Here is a 22,694-nt window from a genome sequence, read left to right on the forward strand (position 1 = left end):
AGCTCTGGCCCCGCTCGGCTCGTAACCAAGCGTCGTCAGGTTTTTGATTTCCGGTTTGCCCCGGCCCAGTAGTATCTTCGTAGTCATGCGCGTACTACACACCGCCGACTGGCACTTGGGCCAGCGCTTTATTCAGGGCCACGAGCGTACCGAGGAACACCGTCATTTTCTGGAGTGGCTGGTACAAACTGTGCGCGAGCAGCAGGTAGAGGTGCTGGTAGTGGCCGGCGACGTATTCGATACCGGCTCCCCTTCCAACCAGGCTTTGGAGCTATACTACAGCTTTCTGCTGAGCCTGCGCCAAACCAACTGCCGCGACGTGGTGATTGTGGGCGGCAACCACGACTCACCGGCCACCCTTAACGCCCCCGCCCGCCTGCTGCGCCACCTGCGGGTGCACGTGGTGGGCTGCGTGCCGGAGTGTTTCGAGGAGCAGGTGCTGGTGCTGGATGATGCCCAGGGCAAACCCGGCCTGGTGGTGTGCGCGGTGCCCTTCCTGCGCGACCGGGACGTGCGCCTCTCGGTGCCCGGCGAAACCGCTGAGCAGCGGGAAGCCCGCATCAAGCAGGGCATTGCCGACCATTACGCCCGCGTGGCCGAGGTAGAAACCGTGTGGCAGCTCAAGGATCTGGGCCTGCCCGTACTAGCTACCGGTCACCTGTACGCTGCCGGGGCTTCCCCCTCCGATTCGGAACGCACCATTCACGTGGGCAACCTCGGCCAGGTTACCGCCGACCACTTTCCTGCCGTATTCGACTACGTAGCCCTGGGCCATTTGCACCGCCCCCAACGCGTGGGCGGACGGGAGCATATTCGCTACAGCGGCTCCCCCATTCCGTTGTCGTTTTCAGAAATTGACCATTCCAAGGAAGTACTGCTGCTGGAATTCCAGGCGGGCCGGCTTACCGAGCTCCACAGCCTGCCCGTGCCGGGGGCGCGGCGGTTAGTCCGCTTTCATGGCACCCTGGAGGAGGTAAGCCAAGGTCTCCTGGCCTATGATAACACCGGCTACCCCCTACCCGCCTGGGCCGATGTGCAGGTGCACTCCGAGCTTACCCAGCTGGAAGTAGCCGAGGCCCTGCTGAAAATTATTGAGGAACTGGACCGCCGCCAGCTAGAAGTACTGGCCCGCCGCCATTTTCGGCTGGTAAAGCTCCGGGCCCTGGCCGATACCGACGAAACTGAGGAAACGCTCCTCACCCGCAGCCTCCACGACTTCACGGAGCGGGAGGTATTTGAGCAGCGGCTGGATGCTGAGCCCGAAGCCAGCCGGGCCGAGTTACTGCGCACCTTTGATGAGCTGTTGGAGCGCATGTAAGCTACGCTGGTTCACCGCGTTTCTGCCAATACTACCCGGCGCAGCAGCCCGCTGGCGCTTTTGCAACCTTGCCCAAGCCCCGGCAGCAGCCACGGCAGCAACCCCGGTCGGTAGCAATACCAGCGGCCTACTACGCCGGCCATAGGGTTTATTTGGCCCGCACGTAAAACGGAATGTTGGCCGTAGCCACGTTATCCCGCCCATCGTAGGTGTACACGAACAGGCGATATGCACCTTCTTTGGTGGGCGCGGTAAGAGTGGTTTGCGCTTTGGCCCCGGCGGGCACCATGCCGCTAATGGGCGCGGGGCGGCTTTCCCGGTCCCCCCCCGATTTCAGGTCGGTGCTTTCGGGCAACAGCTCGTAGCGGTAGGTCAGGCGGTCCTTTTCGGGGTCGGTAACGACGGCCGTAACGGGGTAGCGCTGCCCAGGCTGCACGTATATTTCGTCAGTGGCCTTTTTACCGTTGAGCAGGAAACTGGTAAGGTGGGGGGCTCGGTTGCTGGGCCATTTACCGCTCCACAGGTACTGCATCACATCCACCACTTCCGACTCCTTCCCATCCTCGGTAAAGATGCCGTACCAAGTGGGGGTACGCTCCTGTTTCTGCCCCCACAAAAACACGTAAGTGCCCAGGCACTGGATGGTGTCCTTCTGCACGGAGGCTTCGTAGCGGCTTTGGTACACGGCGGCTTTCTGGCTGCTGGTTTCCTCCACGGAGGCTTTCCAGGGCGTAACGGGGCTTTCCCAATGGCCCGTGGGGCCCCACTCCGCTACCACGTAAGGCCCGGCCCACCCGGCGGCGCGCACCTGCTGCGGTATGGCCGCCAGCCCGGCGTAGGTGTTGATGCTGAGGATATCAACGGCCGGGCACCGCTCCTTAATGTAGGCTACCTCCTGGGGGTTGCAGCCGGCCAGCACGGTGCTGGTAGGGTGGTTGGGGTCTACCTCATGAATCATCTGGGCAATCTGCTGCACGGCGTTCCACACCTTGGGGTTGGTGTACTCCAGGTTTAGCTCATTGCCGATGCCCCAAAACAGCACGGCGGGGTCGTCCTTGTAGCGCAGCACTTCGGCCCGGATTTTGGCCAGCTGCGTGGCCACGGCTTGGGGGTCGTCGTAGTTGAAGCCGTGCCGCTCCCGGGCCACGTCGAGGCCTACCATAACTGTGAGGCCATTTTTGCGGGCATCGGCCAGCACTTTATCCAAGCCGCTGGTACTCCACGTGCGGATGGAATTACCGCCGTAGGCCCGGATGCGCTCCGGGAACTGGCCGCCACCAGCCCCTTTTATAAAGTAAGGCTTGCTGGCCCGTAGCAACTCGTAGCGACCCTGGGTTTGCCGAATTTCAACTTTGACGGCGGTTGTTTGGGCGCAGGCAGTGGAGGTAAGAGTCAGCAGTGCCAGTCCGAAGTAGGTTTTCATAGGACAGAATTGTGAGAGTACGCCCCTAAAGGTATCAGCCCGCGCGCTGACAACCTCACGCGCAGCACTTGCGTTATACTAGCTCCACCATTTACACTGTCAATCATGAGCATATTTGGTTCTGGCCGCCCCAGCGGCACTGTAGGCGGCCTCCTTTCGGGCCTGTTTGGCGGCCGTAAAGCAGCCGGTTCTTCCTACGACAACTATGGCTCTGCCCCACGTTCGGGCGGATTCAATAACAAGCTATTGGGTGGTGCCCTGCTGGCCGCTGGCGCGGCCTACCTCTACAACCGCAACAAGAACAGAGGCGTCAGCACCCCCAACTTCACCGGCAACGAATAGTAATTCGTTGGAGTACTAAGCTGCCCGCCCCGCGCCCATTCCGGCGTAGGGCGGGCATTTTATGCTCGTGTACGTGCTCGGAAGCTGCGTCAGGACTTCTAGTTTCCAGGCTCCCACAGCTCTACCTTGTTACCATCGGCATCCAGAATGTGCACAAACTTGCCGTAGTCGTGGCTGGCAATATCGTCCAGCACCGTCACGCCGTTGGCTTTCAGCTGCTCCACCAGCCCTTCGAGGTTCTGCACCCGATAGTTTAGCATGAAGCCTTTGGTGGACGGCGCGAAATAGTCGCTGCCGGTCTGGAACGGGCTCCATTGCAGCGAGTTCACCTCCTCCGGCCTGTCCACACTACGCGACTCAAACGTGGCACCCCAGTCGTTGACTTCCAGCCCCAGATTGTTGGCATATCACTCCCGCGTTTTCTGTGGATTGTCGGAGAAAAGAAGACGCCCATGCCTGTCACTTCGGGCGTGATGGTAGATGCTTGGTTCGGGTTTCGTTTTGTGGCTGGGCCATACTTCTATTAACAAGTGATTTGGGTTTAAATTATTAACGCCATATAGGCTCCCATCTTTCTAAATAAATTCCTTCACTGAATAACTCTTCTTTAGTCGCTTTATCAACATATGAAATTTTTATTAACTTCTTATTCCAACTTTTACGGCCTATTACTTTCGCTTTTATGCTCTTTACCGGAAGACCTCGCTTATCGAACACTATCACCCTATTCTGTTCAACCAAATGATTTACCACCCAACCAATAGCCCAATCCTCATTTCCAGCATCATCACTATCGAAAGGCACAAAACTTCCTGAAAATGATACAGTATCATTATTTGACTGACGCACTCTTCGCCTTATCAGCTGTGCTACATGCAACGCATAAGTGGTATCATTATCATGCTCATGATACATAGACATAAGTGCAGTAGTATCGGTATAAATTACCGAATTTTTATAATGCAGCATTACTATCTGACCAGTAGGCTTGAAGTCAAGTTTAATTGTATGAGTTTTAAATAAAGCCAGAAAAAGAGCTATATAATATGGCATGCTTCCGATATTATAAATAAACTTTTATAAAATTTATCCTTTTCAATTTTTAGCCTCACGGCTTCCCAGCCATCGTAAATACTAGTTCCCCGCCCTTCACCACATCGGCGTACTGCAGGAACGGGCGGGTGAGTTTCTGACCATTAAGACGGGCTTCCTTCACGTAGACGTTTTTGTCGCTCTGGTTTTTGACGGTGATACGGAAGGTGTTGCCATTTTCCAGGTTGAGGGTGGCGCCGTGTACAGCGGGGCTGCCGAGGGCATACTCCGGGGAGCCGGGGGCCACGGGGTAGAAGCCCAGCGCCGAGAAGATGTACCAGGCCGACATCTGCCCGCAGTCGTCGTTGCCGCCGAGGCCCTCGGGGGTGGGGCGGTACATTTTGGGCAGGATCATGCGGACGCGGGCCTGGGTTTTATAGGGCTGGCTGGTCCAGTTGTAGAGGTAGGCCACGTGGTGGGCGGGCTCGTTGCCGTGCACGTAGTTGCCGATGATACCGTCGCGGGTGATGTCCTCGGTTTCGGCGAAGAATTTATCCGGCAGGTGCATGGTGAACAGCGAATCCAGGTGGGGCAGAAACTTCTTCTCGCCGCCCATTTTGGTGATAAGCGCAGCCGGGTCCTGGGGCACGTAAAGGCTGTAGTTCCAGGCGTTGCCCTCGATAAAGCCCTGGTCGTGGGTGCTGAGCACATCGAAACGTGGGCGGAAGCTGCCGTCGGCGAGGCGGGGGCGCATGAAGCTGATGCGCTGGTCGTACACGTTCTGCCAGTTTTGGGCCCGCTTGCTGAACTCCGCTTCGATGTTCGTTTTGCCTAGCTTCTTGGCCAGTTGCGCAATGCACCAGTCGTCGTAAGCGTATTCCAGGGTTTTGGATACCGACGAGCCGCTTTTGTCTTCGGGCACGTAGCCTAGCTGCTCGTAGTAGTTGATGCCGTCGTAGCGCTGCTGGTGAGCGGTGGTTACACAGGCATCGAGGGCGCGCTGGGCCTGGTCGGCGGGCACCACGCCTTTCAGCACAGCATCCACTACCACGGGCACCGAGTGGTAGCCAATCATGCACCAGTTTTCGTTGGCGTAGTGGCTCCAGATGGGCAGCATGTGCAGGGTGCTTTGGTCATAGTGGGCCAACATGCTCTGCACCATATCGGCGTTGCGCCGAGGTTGCAGCAGATTGTAGAGCGGGTGCAGGGCCCGATAGGTGTCCCAGAGCGAGAAGGTGGTGTAGTTGGTGAAGCCCTCCGCCCGGTGGATGTTCTGGTCGAGGCCGCGGTACTGCCCATCCACGTCCATGTAGGTGGTGGGGCTGAGGGCGGCGTGGTACATGGCCGTGTAGAAGTTCTCCTTGTCCACCCGCTTCGGCGACTCTACCACCACTTTGCTTAGCTCCTGCTGCCACTGCGCCTGCCCCGCCCGCTTCACCGCCTCGAAATCCCAGCCCGGCACCTCGGCCCGCATGTTGCGCAGCGCCCCCTCGGTGCTCACCCCCGACAAGGCCATTTTCACCTTCACCTTCTCCCCCGCCGTGGTCTTGAAATCGAAGAACAGCCGCAGCTGCTCGCCGGCCAGCTCGGGGAAGTTCTGGCTCTGGTCGAAGCGGCCCCAGAAGCCCCGGTACACCTGCTTTTTGGAGAGGTTGCGGCTGCCGTAGCTCACGAATGGCTTCGAGAAGCTCATGGCGAAATACTCGGTGCGGGTGCGGGCCCAGCCGTTGGTCTGGCGGTAGCCGGTCACGAGCGTGTCGTTTTCCACCCGCACAAACGTCCAGACGTTCTTATCGGGGTAGTTGTAGATGCCGGCCGTAAGGTCGAGGATAATGTGCGCCTGCTCCGACTGCGGAAACGTGTACTGGTGCATGCCCACCCGGTTGGAAGCCGTCAGCTCGGCCAGAATGTTGTGGTCGTCGAGCTTGACGCGGTAGTAGGCGGGCTCGGCCACCTCGTTCTGGTGCGAGAATCGGGAGCGGAAGCCCCGCTCGGGCTGGTCGGCGGTGCCGGGGTTGAGCTGGAGCGGGCCGGTGGTGGGCATCACCAGAAAGTCGCCCAAATCGGAGTGGCCGGTACCGCTGAAGTGAGTGTGCGAGAAACCGACAATGGTTTTGTCGGCGTACTGATAGCCGGCGCAGTACTCGTACACACGGGGGTTGTACTTGCCGTTCAGTTCGTAGCCGATGGTGTCGGTATCGGGCGAGAGTTGCACCATGCCGAAGGGCACCGTGGCCCCCGGGTAGGTGTGCCCCATCCGGGCAGTACCTACCAGCGGCTTGGCGTACTGCACCAGGTTTTCGGTGGGTTTGGCTTTCTGGGCAAGGGTGGGAACGGCTGCTAGGAGCAGCGCGGCAAGGATGGAAAGGCGGGGCATCAGCTTCAGGAGGTAGCGTTGAAGCTGGTAAGGTAGGAAGCTATACTCAGCAAGTAATGCGCATTACATCGAACTGCATGTGCTGCTCAGTATACTCAATAGGATTCTGATAGTCGATACCGAAACTACTCAGTAGCTGAGTAGCATCTTGTTGTAATTCATACCAATCCGACTGATGCTTACTCCTGATTTCTTGCCACCAACCTGGCGCTAATAAGTTGATAAATCTTTGTACCAAGCATATTAGCGTAGTCCATTCTTTTTGATCAAAGAATTTTATTTGACTATCAAGGTATTCAAATACCTCTATATAAAACAGATATTCATTCTCCGCAACGCATTCTAAGCAATCGAAAATTTCATCGTGCGAAAAGGTTGAATAATCTGTTGCTAAAGCCAATACCACCGCAATTATTTGTTGCTTGATATACAGCAGATACTCACGTTTAGTCTGGCCATCGATATAGCAAAATCTAAGAAGTTCTTTGCCTTCTTTATCAACTATACATACTTCCGATTTAGCCATAACGTCACTCTTTACCAGACACCATAGGTTTACGCCTCATTTTCTGCAGTAACGTAAAATAGAGTTAAAGATGATTCGTCAATGCCCGTAGCTCACCACCCGCGTCACTTGCCACTGCCCGTCTTTTAAGCGCCACACCATCATATTCTTGAAGGTGCCGCAGTCGTCGCGGCCGTTTTCCACGTGGCAGAAGCGGTGCTGGTAGGTTTCCACGGCCCCGTAGTTGTGGATGGGGTACACCTCCAGGGTACCGGGCACGAGCTGGCGGTGGAGGCCGGTGGTTTTGTTCTGATCGAACAGATTTCGGAAGCCCTGCATAGTTTGCTGGAAGTTGGCCAGACCGCCTTTGTCATGGTAAAACTCCAGGTCTTCGGCGAAGAAGGTTTGCAGCGTGGCCACATCGTGCTGGTTGAAGGCCACGAACATCAGGCTGTCCTGCCGGGCAATGGTACGGTACAGCTCCGGCGACACCGGCGGCTGGGCTGAGGGAGCGGGACGCGTCGGCGCGCAGGCCTCAGTGAGAAGCAAGAGCAGCGCGGCTAGCGGCATGACTTTCATAGGTGTCGGCAGTAATAATGAAGGCGGGAAGGTAAGCATAACGCTACCTGATCAAGGGCGCTGATACGCGTACAGGCGCAGATTGCCTTCCTCTATTGCAAGCCGAAACTTTCCTGTACTCTTAATTTGCCTTTGTATAGCTTCTACATCCTGTATCATCTCTCCAGTATTTGTGATACCAGGAAAATCCAGCCATTCTATCTCCTTGTAATCATACCAGCCCCGTGGAGTGCCTGTTACCATAGCTTCCATTGCTGTATCGTAATAATCGAACCTGTAGCTGGTGTTCTCATCAAATACTAGCCTTCGTTCTGCGGCTCCCTGTTCCCAGATTAGCTTTACCCGGCACTCACTTATAAGCGTAGCGTTTTCAACAAGTAGATGCAGCAGTTTCACCCATTTGGCGTTGCTCATCAATGGAACAAGTCGGTTTGTTGTAATTAGCTTGTCAAGGGTATTTGAATCTCGCTTCATAATATGGTTGTGCAAGCAGCAATGGAAGCCGCTAGCTGGGTCTCCAACAAGTAATGCCTCATCATAGGGTGAATTACGTATGCCCAAGCTACCCTTTTTGTGGCGAGCTCCTACTGTGCATGAAAAAGCTGCTCTCATCTCTTGCCCTGCTGCTTACAGGCTGCATCACCTGCCAGCCCATAGCGTTGCTATCCGAGGAACGCGCCTGGCTGGGCTCTTATACCGAAGGGCAGCAGCTTACCTTCCACAGCAACCGGGGCCACACGGCCACGGCCACGGTACTGAAGCCTCAGGAGTGGCACACCAACACCGATTGTAACTGGATGGAATCGGGCCGCTACCAGCCCATCTTCTCCCAAATTGTGCTGCGGCCCAGCACTGTGTACAATGAAAAGAACCGGGACTTCGTGGTGAACCTGCGCAAGAATACCCCCAAGCGTCCCGCCGATGTGTCGTTTAGCGTGGCCGGCCTGGAGTGCCGGACTGCTTCCAAGGAGGGTCAGATTACGTCCAAGCTGCAGCAACAGGCCTGTACCCTCAGCACCACCGGCAAAACCTACCCGGCGGCCTACGTTTTCCGCCAGGGCCAGAACGCCACCATCTACGGCGGCGGGCAGTTGCAGGCATTTTTTTGGGACAAGCAGGACGGCCTGATTCGCTACGAGCTAACCGACGGGGAAGTATTTGAGCTGGTGAGCCGGTAGCTGGTGTGGCAACTTATTACAGTAAATACCAGTGAGTAGACAAGAGTGGTACGGCCGCGGCGGCCGTTTTTTACAGTAACGGTATGCACGGCTCTAGCTTAGCAAAGTCACTCCGAGCAACCTACCTGCAAAGCGGCTGAAGCTACTCACTTTTCCTTGCGCTTAAATGTCCGCGCAATGGCTTTGAAGCTGGCCAGACGCGTATCGAACTGGGTTTCCGCCAGGCCTACCACTGCATAGTATTTTTTTGTCGGGCCATCGAACAGCGTGAGTTGATACACCAGTTCCGGCACCTGTTTGTCGTTTTGTCCATCGGCTACTATTTCGTATCCACTCAGGCCGTCAACGGTAACGGGCGAGATAGTCCGAACCCGGTTGTGCTTGCCCTCGGGCAACTGCTGCAGATGCTGGATGCTAAACGCCTTTTGCTCACTTGGGCCCACCTCAACCGAGTTCAGGGAACCAGCTACTATTACAACGGCTTTATCGGGTCCCTTGGGTGTTACCTGTCCATCAGTAGTGTAGAGTAGGCTGCCGGCCAGGTTTTTGGCGAACCGTAATCCGGTGCCGGCCACGTCTACTCCAAATTCAGCCGCCGGAGTATCGTCAGACAGGCGCGAGTTATAATGCGTTGTTAGTAGGGCTCGCCGGATGTTGGCCTCTACCGTTTTGCCGCCATCGGGGTAGGTACCCACCACCAGTACAGTATGGGTGGCATCCCCGAACATGAGCATCTGCTTACAATACAGTAAGCCGTTGGCTGACTGGGTAACGTGCAGGACAGTAGCCGGTGTGCCGTTGAGCGTTACCGGCTCCGTGCGCAGTAGCTTCATACCCCGGGTGGCCAGCGCGGCCGGCGTCATCCCTGCCTTCATTTGCTGCACCGGCCCCGGTATATCGGAAATCATGATGGAAGCGGCGGCATCGGGCTGCTCAAAGCCACTAAAGCTACGGGCCGCCGTGAAACCAGTGGGCGGAATTAGGCTGATTTTTGTACCAGGCACTACTGCATGTTCCGGGGTTTGTGCCGAAGCGGCCACGGGCAGCAGTAACCCGACTAGCAATAGAAATTTTGCGCGTAAATACAATGGCATATAGCTAGGAGATTAGCAAAAAACCTTTGCAGGAATTGAGTTTGTAACAGGAATACTGCAAGGAGCCGGTAAGCCAGCTTCAGCAGGGCGCAAGAACGGAAACTTCCCCTACCCTTGCTACCAGTCCCGGCAGCTGTTTCCACGGAATTGCGGCAGGGGGTGGTTAACTTTGTAGATGCCCCGCGCCTGACTTTTCAGGGTCCGGGCCGTTTTGTTTCCGCTTTGGTGCCCTGGTGTCCGCATGAAAATTCTTCGCGTCCGTTTCCTCAACCTCAATTCCCTGCACGGGGAGCATGCGGTTGATTTCAGCCTGAGCCCCCTCTCCGACGCCGGCCTGTTTGCCATAACCGGCCCCACCGGCGCGGGCAAAACCACCATTCTGGACGCCATTACGCTGGCCCTCTACGGGCAGGTGCCCCGCCACGAAAGCAGCGGCCCCGAGCACGTGATGAGCCACGGCACCGGGGAGAGTTGGGCCGAAGTGGAGTTTGAGGTGAATGGGCAGCAGTACCGTAGCAAGTGGGGCCAGTACCGGGCCCGCAAGCAGCCCGGCGGTAAGCTCCAGGACCCCAGAATGGAGCTGAGTGAGCGAAAAACGGCCGAGGATGGCACCGAAACCTGGCCGTTTCTGGAAACCTACAAGTCGAAGGTACCGCCGCGCATTGCTGAGCTGAGCGGGCTGGAGTACAAGCAGTTTCTGCGCAGCGTGCTGCTGGCCCAGGGCGACTTCACCCGCTTTCTGAAAGCACCGGCCGGGGAGCGGGCTCAGCTGCTGGAAAAGATTACCGATACCCGCAAGTACTCCGATATTTCGAGGGCGGCCTTTGAGCGGGCCAAGCAGGAAACCCAGCTAGTAGACCAGTTGCGCCAGGGCCTGGAGGGCGTTACGTTGTTGTCGCCGGAGGAAGTGGCGCACCTGGAAGCCGAGTTGCAGGACCTCAACGCGCAGCTTACCCAAGCCACCGCCACCCAGGAGCAGTGGCGCGAGGCCCGGCAGTGGCACCTGCGCCAGCAGGAGCTGCGCGAGAAGCTGCGCACCACCCGCCTGCGTCAGCAGGAACTAGCCACGCAGGCCGAAACCCTGGCCCCGCTGCGCCAGCGCCTAGTTCTGCATCAGCAAGCCGCCCCCTTCGCCACCGACCACGCCCTGCTGCTGCAAACCGAGCGGCAGCTAACCCAGCTGCAACAGGAAACTGCTACGCTCCGGACGCAGCTGCCGCAGCTGCAGCAAACCGCCGCCGCCGCCGAAGCTGCCCACACGGCCGCGGTACAGGCCTACCAAGCTGCCAGCGCTACTTACAAGGTGCAGGACCCTAAATTGCGTGAGGCGGAGCAGCTGGATTTGCTGATGGCTGAGGGCCAGCGCCAACTCACGCAGGGCAAAGCCGAATACGAAGAGAAAAACGAGCAGTGCAAGCGCCTGAAAGCAACGGCTGAGCAAGCGGGCCAACGGGCGGGCACCTTACGGGAGCAAGTGAAGGAAGCGGAAAAGTGGCTGCTACTCAACGCCGTGGTAGGCGAGCTGGCCACCGATTTGCCCGAGCTTTCAGCTAATCTGCAGCAATGGGCTAGTCTCAAAACAACCCTGGGCCAGCTGGGCCAACGCCTGCACGAAGCCCGGCAGCGCCAGCAGCAAGCCGCCACCGAAGCCGCTACCCAGCAGCAGGCGGCGGCGGCGGCGCGGCAGCAGCTTCAGGCGCACACTGCCCGCTTTGAGGAAGCCAGCCTGACCCGCAATGAATGGCTGCAGCGCCTGCGCTACCACGTAAACAGCCTGCACCAGGAGCAGGAGCGGGAGCAGCAGCACTGGGATGACCTGCGGCGCAGCCTGCAGATGCAGCAGTTGATATTATCGCACACCGACACCCGCCAGTTGCTGGAAGCCGGCAAGCCCTGCCCCGTCTGCGGTGCCACTGAGCACCCCTACGTGGCCGGCGTGCTGGGCGTGAGCGAAGACTCGTTTCAGCGTGACTTGCAGCGGGAAGAGGCACTCAGCCAACAAGTTCGGGCCCTGGGCACGCGGTTCAACCGGCTTAATACCTACGTGACCATGCTGGAGCAGACGGGCCCGGAGCCCACTGCTGTCCCCACTGCCACTATTCACCTACTACCCGAAACTGCCGAGAAAAGCGCCGCCGAGGAGGTGAAGCAGTTGGTGTACACGCTACGGGAGCTGCGGGACCAACTCACCGCCGCCAACCAGCGCGTACAGCAGGCCCAGACCCGGCACGAAGCCGCCGCTCAGCAGCAACTCGCTTACACGGAGGAAGCCACCAAGCTGGCCCGGGAGCTGGCCGATGCCGAAGACCAGGTGCTGCCCGTGCGGGCCACCATTCAAAGCCAAGCACAGTACTTCGGTCTGCCGTTCGGCAACGAGAACGGACAGGCCCTGATGGAATTGGCCCGTCAGCGCATCACGGAATATGATCAGAAGACCCGCCAACTCAACACCGCCCAGCTGGAGCTGGGGGGCGTGAGCGTGGAGGCGGCCAAAGCGGAAGCCGACCAGCAGGAGCTACATGCCTGGCTGAAAACTCGTAAGCAAGGCTTGGTGGATCAGCACACTGCCATTCAGGGGCAGCAGCAGCAGCGCCAGGAGCTGTTGGCTGAACCCAACGTGGCCCTGGCCCGGCAGCAACTGGAAACCGCCCTACTCCATGCCGACCAGCACCGCCAGCGCCTCGACCAGCAAGTGCAGCAGCACCGCACGGCTTTGTCGGTGGCCACCGATAAGCTGCAGCAGCGCGAACAGGCCCTCACCCAGCAGCAACAGGAGTTGCAAGACCGACGTACTTCGCTAGCTCAGGCCCTCACGGCAGCTGGCCTCAGCGCCGACCCCACTACCCTACCAGCCCTGTTATTGCCGCACGCAGAAGCCATTACCGTACAATCCCAGCTGCAGCGCCACGAACAGGCCATACATCTGGCCACCCAAACCGCCGAAGAAACCGACCAGCAGTTGGCTGCTGAGGAAAACCGCCGCCTCACCCCTGAGCCCCTGGAAGCCGTGAGCCACTACCTTACGGCGGCCGGAGAACAGCTCGCGGCTTTGCACCAGCAGGTGGGGCAGCGGCAGCAGCGCCTGAACGCCCACCAGGCCGGGCAGCAGCGCCATGCCGCGCTGGTCACTCAGCTGGAAAAACAGCAGCAGGAAGCCCGCCGCTGGCGGCAGCTGGCCGAGGTCATCGGCTCGGCCGATGGTAAGAAGTTCAGCGAGTTTGCCCAGGGCCTCACCCTGGCCCGCCTCACGGATTTGGCCAACCGCCACCTGCACCGCTTCACCGACCGGTACCGCATCCTGCGCAACGCCGAGCAGCACCTGGATCTGCTGATTCAGGATGAATACCAGGCTGGGGCCGTGCGCACGATGAATTCGCTATCTGGCGGGGAAAGTTTTCTGGTGAGCCTGGCGCTGGCCCTGGGCCTCTCGGAGCTGGCCGGTCGCCGCACCCAGATTGACACGCTGTTTATTGATGAGGGCTTCGGCACCCTCGACCCCGACACGCTGGACGTGGCCCTCTCGGCTCTGGAGCTACTACAGGGCACGGGCAAAACCATCGGCATCATCTCCCATGTCGAAGGTTTGAAAGAACGCATCAGCACTCAAATCAGCGTGCAAAAGGGTGCCGGAGGCGTCAGCTCATTGCAGGTACTCGGGTTCGGGCAAGAAGTATAATTAGTCGTTTGAAAAAGAACTGTCATTCCGAGCGAAGCGAGGAATCTGGGTTGATCTTACAGCAGGTAACCCAGATTCCTCGCTTCGCTCGGAATGACAGTTCATTAGTTTCTAAACCTCTCCTACTCGACCTGCCTCTCGAATTTCAGCCCAGCTCCAATATCGTTTCGGCTCAATACCGGCGTAACCAGCCCGGAAAAACGCCACTACTTCCGCTTCCAGCTGCTCCGGTATGATAGATGAAGCATAGATGGGCCGCTGGTCGGGGTCGGCGTAGCGCTGCACTTTCGTGAGACTTTTGCCGCTCAGGCGCAGCAGCGGGCCGGTATCCGTAATGCCATCAAAAGTCCAGCGGCGGGCGGTAGTTTCTAATGCGTTCAGGCGGGCCGTTAGCGCATCCAGCGGCAGGCGCGGCAGCGTGGGGCGACTTTCCAGGTCAATCCAGGTGGTGTACTTGTACTCAAACTCGTAGCGCTGCTCATCATACAGGCTCAGCACCATATCAGTACCCGCCGTGGCCCCGAACAGCGCATAGTACGGCAGCGGCTCCGGCGTGCGTATTACCGTTAGCCCGATTTCCGGGTAGCGCCGCACGGTGGTGGCTGTACTCTGCATAACGGCCACCCCCTGTTGCACACGCGTGTATTCCGGCTCCCAGGCAGCCCGCCCTAGTTCCGGATCAGCCAGCACCGGCGCAAACCGGGGCAGAAACCAGGCGAACTTCTCGGCCGAGGCTTCATCCTCCCGCCGGCGCCGGGCAGGAGCTCCAAAGGGCTCATAGAAGCGGGCTTTTTCCTCGGCATTCAGCCAGCACACCAGTTGCAGGGCGTGGTTGGCCAACGGGTCCTGCCAATCTACCTCCCGAAAATCACCGAGCGTAGCCACCAGGCGCAGCAGGTGTTCATGGCGCAGGGCCAGTTCCGGGTTCAGCAGCGCCCACACGCCCACAAATCCGTCAATATCAAAATGATTGGCCGTTACGGCTTCGGCCTCCATCCCCGAAGTGGCAGGCTGGTGCAGGCCCCGCAGCACCGAGCCGGCGCTGGTATCGTCGCGCAGCAGATCGGGCGTGGCGGCCCCGCGCCAGTGCGCCAGCGTGAGGCTGGCCCCCAGGCCGGTGCTGTCAACTACAATGGTGGGCTGCCGACGCAGCCGCTGGAAAGGCACAAATTTTTTCACGGGAGGATGATTCGGATACGGGTGGCCAAAGGTAGCAGCCCGGGCACCCTTGGCGGCTCAGCGCCGGGCCCGGCGGTTGCTGATGCGCTCCACCCGGCTGCGGCGCACCCAGTGCAGGTATTTCTGCAGCTCCTCTGCTTCGCGTAGGCGCTCTATGGTATTGTAGTGGCGGGCCAGTTCTTTATTATCCAGCAGCAAATGCACGGTACTGTGGCAGGGTTGGCACAGCTCCACCACGGGCCCGTAGCGGCCGCCCTCCTCGCGGGGCACCAGGTGGTGGCGGGAAGTTTGTTGCACCTGCCGCTCGCATAAGCCGCACTGCCCCACAACCGGACTGGGCGAGGGAGTATCGGACGGCGCTGCTCGTTTCTTACGCATGGCTACAGCCCATCATGTACGACACACTGCGGAGTTGTGGTTTTGCACCCAACGATGAAAATTCATAAAACCACAACAAAATTTTATTGTAGTTACCGGATAACATTTATATTTGGTTGCGCCTCAGCTGTATGCACCTGTGAATTGCAATGAAACAGAAAATACAACAACTCTCACGGGCGTTTCTCTCATCCTGCATTTTTCACATTCTTACTGTTTTTCTATGCGCGTTTCTACTCCTGTTCTTTCTCTGCGCCGCTTGCTACAAGCTGCTGGCTTAGTGCTGGCCCTGGTAGTGTTTTCGCCCAAGCAGGCCCAGGCCCAAACCTGGCTGGTATCCACTGATGCCTATGTAAAAATTGGGGTAATGGATAAGTTTGGCCAGTTGGGTGGCTACACCGCAAAATTTGTGGTGATTCACCAGGATACCGGCAAGGAATACACGCTGGTTAAGCAGGTCGCCAAAGGCCAGAACGGCATTGACGTAATCTTCCCTTCAGAGGCCTCGGAGGCTGAATACTTCAAAACGGAACGCGGCGAGTCTGGCAAAGCCACTCCGGGCCGCTACACCTGGGAGTGCCAGGTGGGCGGAAAAAAAGTAGTGGGAGGCCGCTTTGGCTTTTCTGAAGTCGCAAATGATGTTACCTTGGTGGGGAAAAAATAACCCTCCTCTTTCACCCACACTCACCCGCTCACGAGAGCCCAGTGTTGCAGCACTGGGCTTTTCTGCGTTTAAACGGTTCTGGTGGCCGCACCCATCTGTCTGCCTACCCGTATACCCATCACCCGGTAGAATGGTACTGCCGGACTATCAGCCTGCGCTACAATGCCTAAAAAGTCGTTTTCCGAGTTGATCAGCAGCCCCGGCATGCCGGTATTGGTTGATTTTTACGCCGATTGGTGCGGCCCTTGCAAAACCATGGCTCCAATTCTGGAGCAAGTGGCCAACCAGCACCAGGGCAAGCTCAAAGTCATCAAGATTGACGTGGATAAGAACCAGGCTGTAGCCCAGCAGTTCCGAGTTCAAAGTATTCCTACCCTGATCCTGTTCCACCAGGGACAACCCGTATGGCGGCAGGCAGGGGTAGTGCCGGCGGCCCAAATCAGCCAGGTGCTGCAAGGAGTGTTGCGCTAGGCCTTGGTTGAGCTGGCCGCCATGCAACCTCCCTTATCTTCCCCGGCTCTTTCAGTCGTTTACGCTGGGCGTCCGTACTTTCGGGCTCATGGATAGAGAGGGTCGAATGAGGTTCTGGTTTTTGCTTGTTGTTTTTTGCGTGGCGTCGGTAGCATGCCCCAGCTATAGCTGGGCCCAGGTGCAATACACGCTCAGTGGTACCATTCGGGCAACGGGCACCTCCGAGGCGTTGCCTGGGGCTACCGTGGCAGTGCCCGCCCTCAGCGTAGGTACTACCGCCGACGAGCAGGGAGCTTACTTGCTTACGCTGCCCGAGGGCCGCCATCAGGTAGTGGTGTCCTTTATCGGTTACAATGCCCAGACCCTCACCCTCAACCTGACGCGCAACCAACGCCAAGCGTTTCAGCTAACCAGTGCTGGCAATGAGCTGGGCGAGGTGGTAGTGGAAGGCCGGGGCTCCCTGGAGCAGAAGCTGCAGACTACGCAAATGAGCGTAGACCGCCTCACGGCCAAGGAAGCCAAGCTGCTACCGGCCCTGTTTGGGGAAGTAGATATTCTGAAAACCCTGCAGCTGAAGCCGGGCGTACAGAACGGCGGCGAGGGTACCTCGGGCTTGTTTGTGCGCGGCGGCTCCGCCGACCAGAATCTGGTGCTGGTGGACGATGCTCTGGTGTATAATCCCAGCCATTTGTTTGGGCTGTTTTCGGTGTTCAACCCCGATGCGGTGCAGTCGGTGGACCTCTACAAAGGTGGTTTTCCGGCACAGTACGGGGGTCGGCTTTCCTCGGTGGTGGATGTGAAGCTGCGGCCCGGCAACCCCGAGAAGTTGGGCGTTAGCGGGGGCATTGGCCTGATTTCTTCGCGCCTAACGGTGGAAGGCCCCATCAAAAAGGGCAAAGGTGCTTTTCTGGTATCGGGGCGGCGCACGTACTTTGATGTGTTTACGCGCCAGATTAATAAGCTCAACGAGGGCCAGGACGACTACAACCCCATCCCGGATTACTATTTCTACGACCTCAACGCCAAGGCCAATTACAAGCTAGGCGACAAAGACGAGCTGTTTTTATCGGGCTATCTGGGCAACGACGTATTTGGTTTCAACTCCCAAAACGGTTTCGATTTCAGCTTCAACTGGGGCAATGCCATCGGGGCGCTGCGCTGGAACCACGTGTTCAGGCCGCGCCTGTTTCTGAACACCACCGCTTCCGTGACGCGCTACGAGTACCAGATCAGCAACCAGCTGGATCAGTTTGCCTTCAACCTGTCGTCCAACATCCGGGACTTTACGCTCCGCTCCGATTTGGACTACTTGCCCAACGACCGGCACGCGCTGAAGTTTGGGGTAACGGCCACCACGCACCGTTTTGGTACCGGCAGCCTGCAGGCCGGCTCCACTGATGGCCGCCTGGCCCTGGGCTCCAGTACCACTTACCCCGGCGCAGAAGCAGCCCTGTACGCCTCCGACACCTACAAGCCCTCCGAGAAATGGCAGTTGGAGTACGGTTTGCGCCTGTCGGGCTTTCAGTCGGGCTCCGACCAGTACGGCGGCCTGGAGCCCCGGGCGGCGGCACGCTACTCCCTCACCCCCAACGTGTCGTTAAAAAGCAGTTACGCCCTCATGTACCAGTACGTGCATTTGGTTACCAACTCGGGTGCCTCACTGCCCACGGATATCTGGTATCCTTCGCGCAAATCGGTGCAGCCGCAGCGGAGCCAGCAGGTAGCGGCCGGCATTAGCTGGCTGCTGGGTGACGGGCGCTACCTCATCACCAACGAGGTGTACTACAAGTGGGCGCAACGGCAGATCGACTTCAAGGATGGGGCTCAGCTATTCGTGAATCCCGACCTGGACAACGAGTTTCTGTTTGGCAAGGGCTGGGCCTACGGCAACGAAATCTACCTGGAGAAAAAGCAGGGCCGCACCACCGGCTGGATTGGCTACACCCTGGCCTGGACCAAGCGGCGGTTTCCGCCCCAGCGCGGCACCACCGGCATCAACAACGGCAACACCTTCTACCCCACCTACGACCGACGCCATAACCTGACGGCCGTGGTTATTCATAACCTCTCGGAGCGGGTGCAGCTAACGGGTTCCTTCGTATTTACCTCGGGGCAGGCCACCACGCTGCCGTTGGGCCGCTTTGCCTTCCAGGATATGTACGGGGAGAAAGTATCCGCCGTGCCTATTTACCCCCAGCGCAACACTTTCCGGCTGGCGCCCTACAACCGCCTGGATATTGGGGTGGTCTGGAAACTGCGCCCAAACCGGTGGATTCCGGAGTCGGACCTTACGTTTAGCATCTATAACGCCTATAACCGCCGTAACCCCTACTTCGTGTATTTCGACCAAGTGAAGAATGAGGAAACGGACGAAGTGCTGAACTACCGGGCCCGGCAGGTGTCCCTGTTCCCAGTAATTCCGTCGGTTACGTATAACTTCAAATTCTAAGCTTGAGCTAATGCGTACTTCTCTTATTTCCCGGCTTTCGGCCATAAAATGGCGCTGTGGGCTGCTCATTGGCTCTTGGTTACTGGCGGGCTTGCTTGGTGGATGCGGGCTGCAGAAAGACATTGATGTGGAGCTGCCCGCCTACCCGCCGCAGTTGGTAGTGGAAGCCTACCTGGAAAACGGCCAGGTTCCGCGCATAACTGTCTCGGAGTCGGGCCCCTACTTGGCAGCGCCTGAGCTACAGGTGCCCACCGATGTGAAGGCATTTGTGGTGTTGCCAGGCGGCCAGCGCCAGGAATTGCTATTTGCTCCGGGGGCCGACCGCCGCACTGGCAAGGCATACACCCACACCGGCACGCGCCGCCTCACGGCCCAGCCCGGCCAAACGTTTGAGCTGGAAGTGAGCGACTCGAAAGGCCGGCGGGTAACCGGCCAAGCCACCATGCCCGCTACCGTGCCCATTGATACGGTGGAGTGGAAGTTCAACGATAAGCAGGGCGAGTTCCGCAAGGCTTACGTGCTCACCCGTTTCCGCGACCCCGCTGCCACCACCGACTACTACCGCCTGCAGATACACAAGGGCCGGCTGGCTACCTCCCCCGAAGTCGACTATACCCCCGATGACCGCCTCAATAACGGGCAGGAGTTCACCTTGGGTACCAGCTACGACTTTGCCGCGGACGACACCATCTTTGTAAGCCTGTACCACCTCGACCAGCCTTACTACCGGTTTCTGCAGTCGGTGCAGGATGCACGCAGTGCAAATGGCAACCCATTTGGGCAGCCTGCCGCCATCAAAAGCACCGTAGAAGGTGGCATTGGCGTATTTACCGTACTCAACTATCAGCGGCGGCGCATCATCATACAATAGCACTTAGCAGCTAGCAACCCTCACAAGAGGCACAAGTGCGGAAAGGTGTGGTTTATCACTAGGTCGGAAGAACAATACAACCGGGCGCATTCGGTTTGGGCTCCACCCGTAGATGATTCTAGATAACCGTGCATACAAAAAGGCTCACTACTAGGTGGTAGTGAGCCTTTTTGTATGCGTTTCTGCAAACCAGTTTACAGCTTTTCCAGCACCCGCTGCAACAGCGCTGTGAGGCGGGGTTCGGCTACGGCCGCCGTGCGCAGGATGTCGGCAATGTCAACTTTCTTGAGTTTGCCGGGGGCGCATAAATCGGTAATGACGGACACGGCCAGCACCGGCAGGGCCATGTGCACGGCGGCAATAACCTCCGGCACGGTGCTCATACCCACGGCATCGGCCCCAATGGTGCGCAGGTAGCGGTACTCGGCGGGCGTTTCCAGCATGGGGCCGGGTAAGGAGGCATACACGCCCTGGCGCAGGTACTGGCCAAGGTTGAGCTCCTGGGCCGCTTCCTGGGCTAGTTGCAACAGCCGGGGGCTGTAGGGCTCCATCATATCGGGGAAGCGCGGGCCCAGCTCGTCCAGGTTTCGGCCGATAAGCGGGTTGGTAGGCTGCAGGTTGATGTGGTCGTCCAGCAGCATCAAGTCGGAGTAGTTGTAGTCGGGGTTGAGGCCGCCGCTGGCGTTGCTCACAAACAGGTGCTGAATACCCAGAAGCTTCATCACCCGCACCGGAAACACTACCTGCTCCATAGTGTAGCCTTCGTAGTAGTGGAACCGGCCGCGCATTACCAGCACCCGCTTACCGGCCAGCGTACCGGCCAGCAGCTCGCCGGCGTGACTTTCCACCGTAGACACCGGAAAGTGCGGAATATCAGAGTAGCTGAAGCGGTGCTGCACCTGTACTTCCCTGGCCAGCGCACCCAACCCAGTGCCCAAAATAATGCCCGCCTGCGGAGTAAACCCCTGTAAGCTACGGCGAAGGTAGGTGGCGGCTTCCTGAAGTTCTTTCATTGAGTAGTGTCAGTTGTCGAGTGGTGGTTTTTTAAAGCGGCAAGGTCAAAAAAGCTGTCATCCTGAGCAGCGCACAGGACCTTACCCCAACTAAACAACGGCCGTAGTTACGACTTGTTCAACTGTGGTAAGGTCCTGCGCGCTACTCAGAATGACAGCCTCTTGCTAATCAGCTGTTTATTGCACCTGCACCTCGAATGGCATGCGCATTTGAGCGCCCTTCATTTCCGAGAGCTTCTTGTACTGCTGGTACATGGGGTACATAGGGCCCATTTCGTCCTTCACCATGCGCAGCTTGGCCTCCTCTGAGAACGAGCTGAACAGGTTTTCCGCAAAGCTTTTCTGGCGGGGCAGCTTCTGAATGCGGTAGTCGCCTTCTTTGAGATTGGCGCGGCGGGCGGCAATGCGCAGGGCATCATCCATGGAGCCCAGCACATCTACCAGCCCGCGGGCTTTGGCTTCAGTGCCCGACCATACCCGGCCCGAGGCCAGGCGGCGCAGGCGCTCCACGGGCATTTTGCGGCCCTGGGCGGCTTTGCTGGTGAAGTCGGCGTAAATGCGGTTGATTTCTTCCTGGAACTGCTGCTGCTCAAACGGCGTGAGGGCCCGCGTGATGGTGGGGAAGTCGGAGAATTTGCCGGTAGTTACGCGGTCCGTCGTCACCCCTATTTTGGCGCGCAGGAAGGGCTCGATGTTGGGCAGTACACCAAACACGCCAATGCTGCCCGTGATGGTGGTCGGGTGGGCCACAATGGTGTCGCAGCCCATGGCAATAAAGTAGCCGCCCGAAGCCGCCACGTCCGACATGCTGGCAATAACGGGCTTCACTTTCTTGGTCAGCATCACCTCCCGATAAATGATATCGGAGGCCAGGGACGAGCCGCCGGGCGAGTTGATGCGCAGCACCACGGCCTTCACGTTCTTGTCGAGGCGGGCTTTGCGGATGGACTCGGCGAAGCGGGTGCTGCCGATGCTCTCGTTGCCGCCCTTGCCGGTTACAATGTCGCCCTCGGCGTATACCACGGCAATACGGCTGCCGCTGGTGCTGCCCTCGTCCTCATCGGCCGACTTCTTGTAGTCCGACAAGTCAATCAGGCTCAGCTTGTCGTCCTTTTCCACGCCCAGCTTGCCCTTCATATAGTCGGTGGCTTGGTCATAGTAGCCCAGGTCGGTTACCAGCCCGAGGCGCTTGGCGTCGTCGGCGTTGTGCACCAGCATGGAGTCAGAAATGACCTTGAGGCGGGCCGGCGTTATTTTGCGGGCGGCGGCTACCTCGCTCAGCATGGAGCCGTTGAGCGAGTTCAGGAAAGAAGCCGTCTGCAGGCGGGCCGAGTCCGACATGCTGGTACGGAAGTAGGGCTCCACGGCACTCTTGAATGAGCCCACGCGGAAAATCTGAGCCTGCACGCCAAGCTTATCGAACAGGTTCTTGTAGTACATCGTCTCCGAGGAGAGGCCGTTGAACTCCAGCGTACCCTGGGGGTTGAGGTAGAGCTTATCGGCCACGGAAGCCAGGTAGTAGCTTTTTTCCGACTGGGCATCGGTGTAGCTGACAATGAACTTGCCGCCTTTTTTGAAGTCAACCAGTTCTTGGCGCACTTCTTCCAGCGAGGCCATACCGCCCTGCACCAGCTCCAGGTTCAGGAAGATGCCCTTGATATCGTCGTCCTTCTTGGCCCGACGAATGGCGGCTTTCAGCTCATCGAGGCCGATGGAACTGCTCTGCCCGCCCGTGAAGCCCGAGAACGGGTTATTGAATTCCCGCTCCCCGATGGGCTTGTCCAGCGTCAATTCCAGCACCGAGTTACGGGCCACGGTTACTTCTTTATCGGAAGAAGCAGCAGCTACAATGAAGCCCACCAGCAGCACTACACCTAGCAAGGAAAATAGCACGAGGCCGGTGAAGGTGGCCAGCACGTACTTAAAAAATTGTCTCATGGAAGTAGCAGATTAAGTATCTGAAACAAAAGTACCCCCTTTCCGCCCTCTGCACCGGGTATTCAACCAACGCCCCCCTTTGGAGCGGGAACGGGAGGTAGCAAGGGTGAAATTGTGGAGTGGGCAGAATATATAGCCGAGCTTGCGCCACCTCTCAAACCTGGTCCGTAGTGCTTTTTTCTTATACTATTTACCTAACATGCGGCA

20 protein-coding genes are annotated in these 22,694 nt (G+C 58.3%); 8 read left to right on the top strand and 12 right to left on the bottom strand.

Translation table 11 applies throughout. The annotated features are described in order from the left end of the window. The first annotated feature begins 85 nt into the window (after nt 1–85). On the top strand, nt 86–1,318 hold the full coding sequence (gene sbcD, locus ABIB60_RS12390) for an exonuclease subunit SbcD (protein WP_354580240.1): 1,233 nt from the start codon (nt 86–88) through the stop codon (nt 1,316–1,318). Nucleotides 1,319–1,466: 148 nt separating this feature from the next. Here the strand turns inward: sbcD and ABIB60_RS12395 are convergent, their stop codons facing one another. Continuing rightward, entirely contained in the window at nt 1,467–2,741 is a 1,275-nt protein-coding gene (locus ABIB60_RS12395; RefSeq protein WP_354580241.1) for a glycoside hydrolase family 2 TIM barrel-domain containing protein, read from the bottom strand. Nucleotides 2,742–2,846: 105 nt separating this feature from the next. Between ABIB60_RS12395 and ABIB60_RS12400 the strand changes: the two genes are divergently transcribed. Further along, nucleotides 2,847–3,083: a hypothetical protein gene (locus tag ABIB60_RS12400; protein ID WP_315998780.1), complete on the top strand. Its 237-nt coding sequence runs from the start codon at nt 2,847–2,849 to the stop codon at nt 3,081–3,083. 98 nt (nt 3,084–3,181) lie between these two features. Here ABIB60_RS12400 and ABIB60_RS12405 read toward each other — a convergent pair whose 3' ends face one another. The 6 genes from ABIB60_RS12405 to ABIB60_RS12430 all read right to left on the bottom strand — a co-directional run bounded on the left by ABIB60_RS12405 (nt 3,182) and on the right by ABIB60_RS12430 (nt 7,990). Beyond that, nucleotides 3,182–3,343, bottom strand: coding sequence for a VOC family protein (locus ABIB60_RS12405; RefSeq protein WP_354580243.1), 162 nt, complete (start codon nt 3,341–3,343; stop codon nt 3,182–3,184). Nucleotides 3,344–3,632: 289 nt separating this feature from the next. Beyond that, nucleotides 3,633–4,136 (bottom strand): hypothetical protein, encoded by a 504-nt coding sequence (locus tag ABIB60_RS12410; RefSeq protein ID WP_354580244.1) that lies wholly within the window; start codon nt 4,134–4,136, stop codon nt 3,633–3,635. A 55-nt stretch (nt 4,137–4,191) separates the two neighbouring features. After that, a complete protein-coding gene (locus tag ABIB60_RS12415) occupies nt 4,192–6,492 on the bottom strand; it encodes a GH92 family glycosyl hydrolase (protein WP_354580246.1) in 2,301 nt (766 codons plus the stop codon). A 46-nt stretch (nt 6,493–6,538) separates the two neighbouring features. Next, nucleotides 6,539–7,018 (bottom strand): hypothetical protein, encoded by a 480-nt coding sequence (locus ABIB60_RS12420; protein ID WP_354580247.1) that lies wholly within the window; start codon nt 7,016–7,018, stop codon nt 6,539–6,541. Between the two features lie 78 nt (nt 7,019–7,096). Next, complete coding sequence (locus ABIB60_RS12425; RefSeq protein ID WP_354580248.1) at nt 7,097–7,576, bottom strand: nuclear transport factor 2 family protein; 480 nt, start codon at nt 7,574–7,576, stop codon at nt 7,097–7,099. Nucleotides 7,577–7,627: 51 nt separating this feature from the next. Next, a complete protein-coding gene (locus tag ABIB60_RS12430) occupies nt 7,628–7,990 on the bottom strand; it encodes a hypothetical protein (protein ID WP_354580250.1) in 363 nt (120 codons plus the stop codon). 179 nt (nt 7,991–8,169) lie between these two features. Between ABIB60_RS12430 and ABIB60_RS12435 the strand changes: the two genes are divergently transcribed. After that, the gene (locus tag ABIB60_RS12435) at nt 8,170–8,754 is read left to right on the top strand and encodes a hypothetical protein (RefSeq protein ID WP_354580251.1); all 585 of its coding nucleotides are present in this window, start codon (nt 8,170–8,172) and stop codon (nt 8,752–8,754) included. Nucleotides 8,755–8,900: 146 nt separating this feature from the next. Here the strand turns inward: ABIB60_RS12435 and ABIB60_RS12440 are convergent, their stop codons facing one another. Next, nucleotides 8,901–9,848, bottom strand: coding sequence for a hypothetical protein (locus ABIB60_RS12440; RefSeq protein ID WP_354580253.1), 948 nt, complete (start codon nt 9,846–9,848; stop codon nt 8,901–8,903). 241 nt (nt 9,849–10,089) lie between these two features. Here ABIB60_RS12440 and ABIB60_RS12445 point away from each other — a divergent pair, with 241 nt between their 5' ends. Next, the gene (locus tag ABIB60_RS12445) at nt 10,090–13,524 is read left to right on the top strand and encodes an AAA family ATPase (RefSeq protein ID WP_354580255.1); all 3,435 of its coding nucleotides are present in this window, start codon (nt 10,090–10,092) and stop codon (nt 13,522–13,524) included. A 111-nt stretch (nt 13,525–13,635) separates the two neighbouring features. Here ABIB60_RS12445 and ABIB60_RS12450 read toward each other — a convergent pair whose 3' ends face one another. Next, on the bottom strand, nt 13,636–14,703 hold the full coding sequence (locus tag ABIB60_RS12450) for a DUF6687 family protein (protein WP_354580256.1): 1,068 nt from the start codon (nt 14,701–14,703) through the stop codon (nt 13,636–13,638). 57 nt (nt 14,704–14,760) lie between these two features. Then, nucleotides 14,761–15,081, bottom strand: coding sequence for an HNH endonuclease (locus ABIB60_RS12455; protein ID WP_354580258.1), 321 nt, complete (start codon nt 15,079–15,081; stop codon nt 14,761–14,763). A 223-nt stretch (nt 15,082–15,304) separates the two neighbouring features. Here ABIB60_RS12455 and ABIB60_RS12460 point away from each other — a divergent pair, with 223 nt between their 5' ends. The 4 genes from ABIB60_RS12460 to ABIB60_RS12475 all read left to right on the top strand — a co-directional run bounded on the left by ABIB60_RS12460 (nt 15,305) and on the right by ABIB60_RS12475 (nt 19,536). Further along, nucleotides 15,305–15,745, top strand: coding sequence for a hypothetical protein (locus ABIB60_RS12460; protein ID WP_354580260.1), 441 nt, complete (start codon nt 15,305–15,307; stop codon nt 15,743–15,745). Between the two features lie 162 nt (nt 15,746–15,907). Beyond that, complete coding sequence (trxA, locus tag ABIB60_RS12465; RefSeq protein WP_354580262.1) at nt 15,908–16,216, top strand: thioredoxin; 309 nt, start codon at nt 15,908–15,910, stop codon at nt 16,214–16,216. 178 nt (nt 16,217–16,394) lie between these two features. Continuing rightward, the gene (locus tag ABIB60_RS12470) at nt 16,395–18,665 is read left to right on the top strand and encodes a TonB-dependent receptor (protein WP_354580263.1); all 2,271 of its coding nucleotides are present in this window, start codon (nt 16,395–16,397) and stop codon (nt 18,663–18,665) included. A 10-nt stretch (nt 18,666–18,675) separates the two neighbouring features. Beyond that, a complete protein-coding gene (locus tag ABIB60_RS12475) occupies nt 18,676–19,536 on the top strand; it encodes a DUF4249 domain-containing protein (protein ID WP_354580264.1) in 861 nt (286 codons plus the stop codon). Nucleotides 19,537–19,730: 194 nt separating this feature from the next. Here ABIB60_RS12475 and ABIB60_RS12480 read toward each other — a convergent pair whose 3' ends face one another. After that, the gene (locus ABIB60_RS12480; protein ID WP_354580266.1) at nt 19,731–20,549 is read right to left on the bottom strand and encodes a purine-nucleoside phosphorylase; all 819 of its coding nucleotides are present in this window, start codon (nt 20,547–20,549) and stop codon (nt 19,731–19,733) included. A 177-nt stretch (nt 20,550–20,726) separates the two neighbouring features. Next, entirely contained in the window at nt 20,727–22,487 is a 1,761-nt protein-coding gene (gene sppA / locus ABIB60_RS12485; RefSeq protein WP_354580268.1) for a signal peptide peptidase SppA, read from the bottom strand. Nucleotides 22,488–22,694 lie beyond the last annotated feature (207 nt).

Source organism: Hymenobacter sp. UYP22 (assembly GCF_040547285.1).
Classification (GTDB): domain Bacteria; phylum Bacteroidota; class Bacteroidia; order Cytophagales; family Hymenobacteraceae; genus Hymenobacter.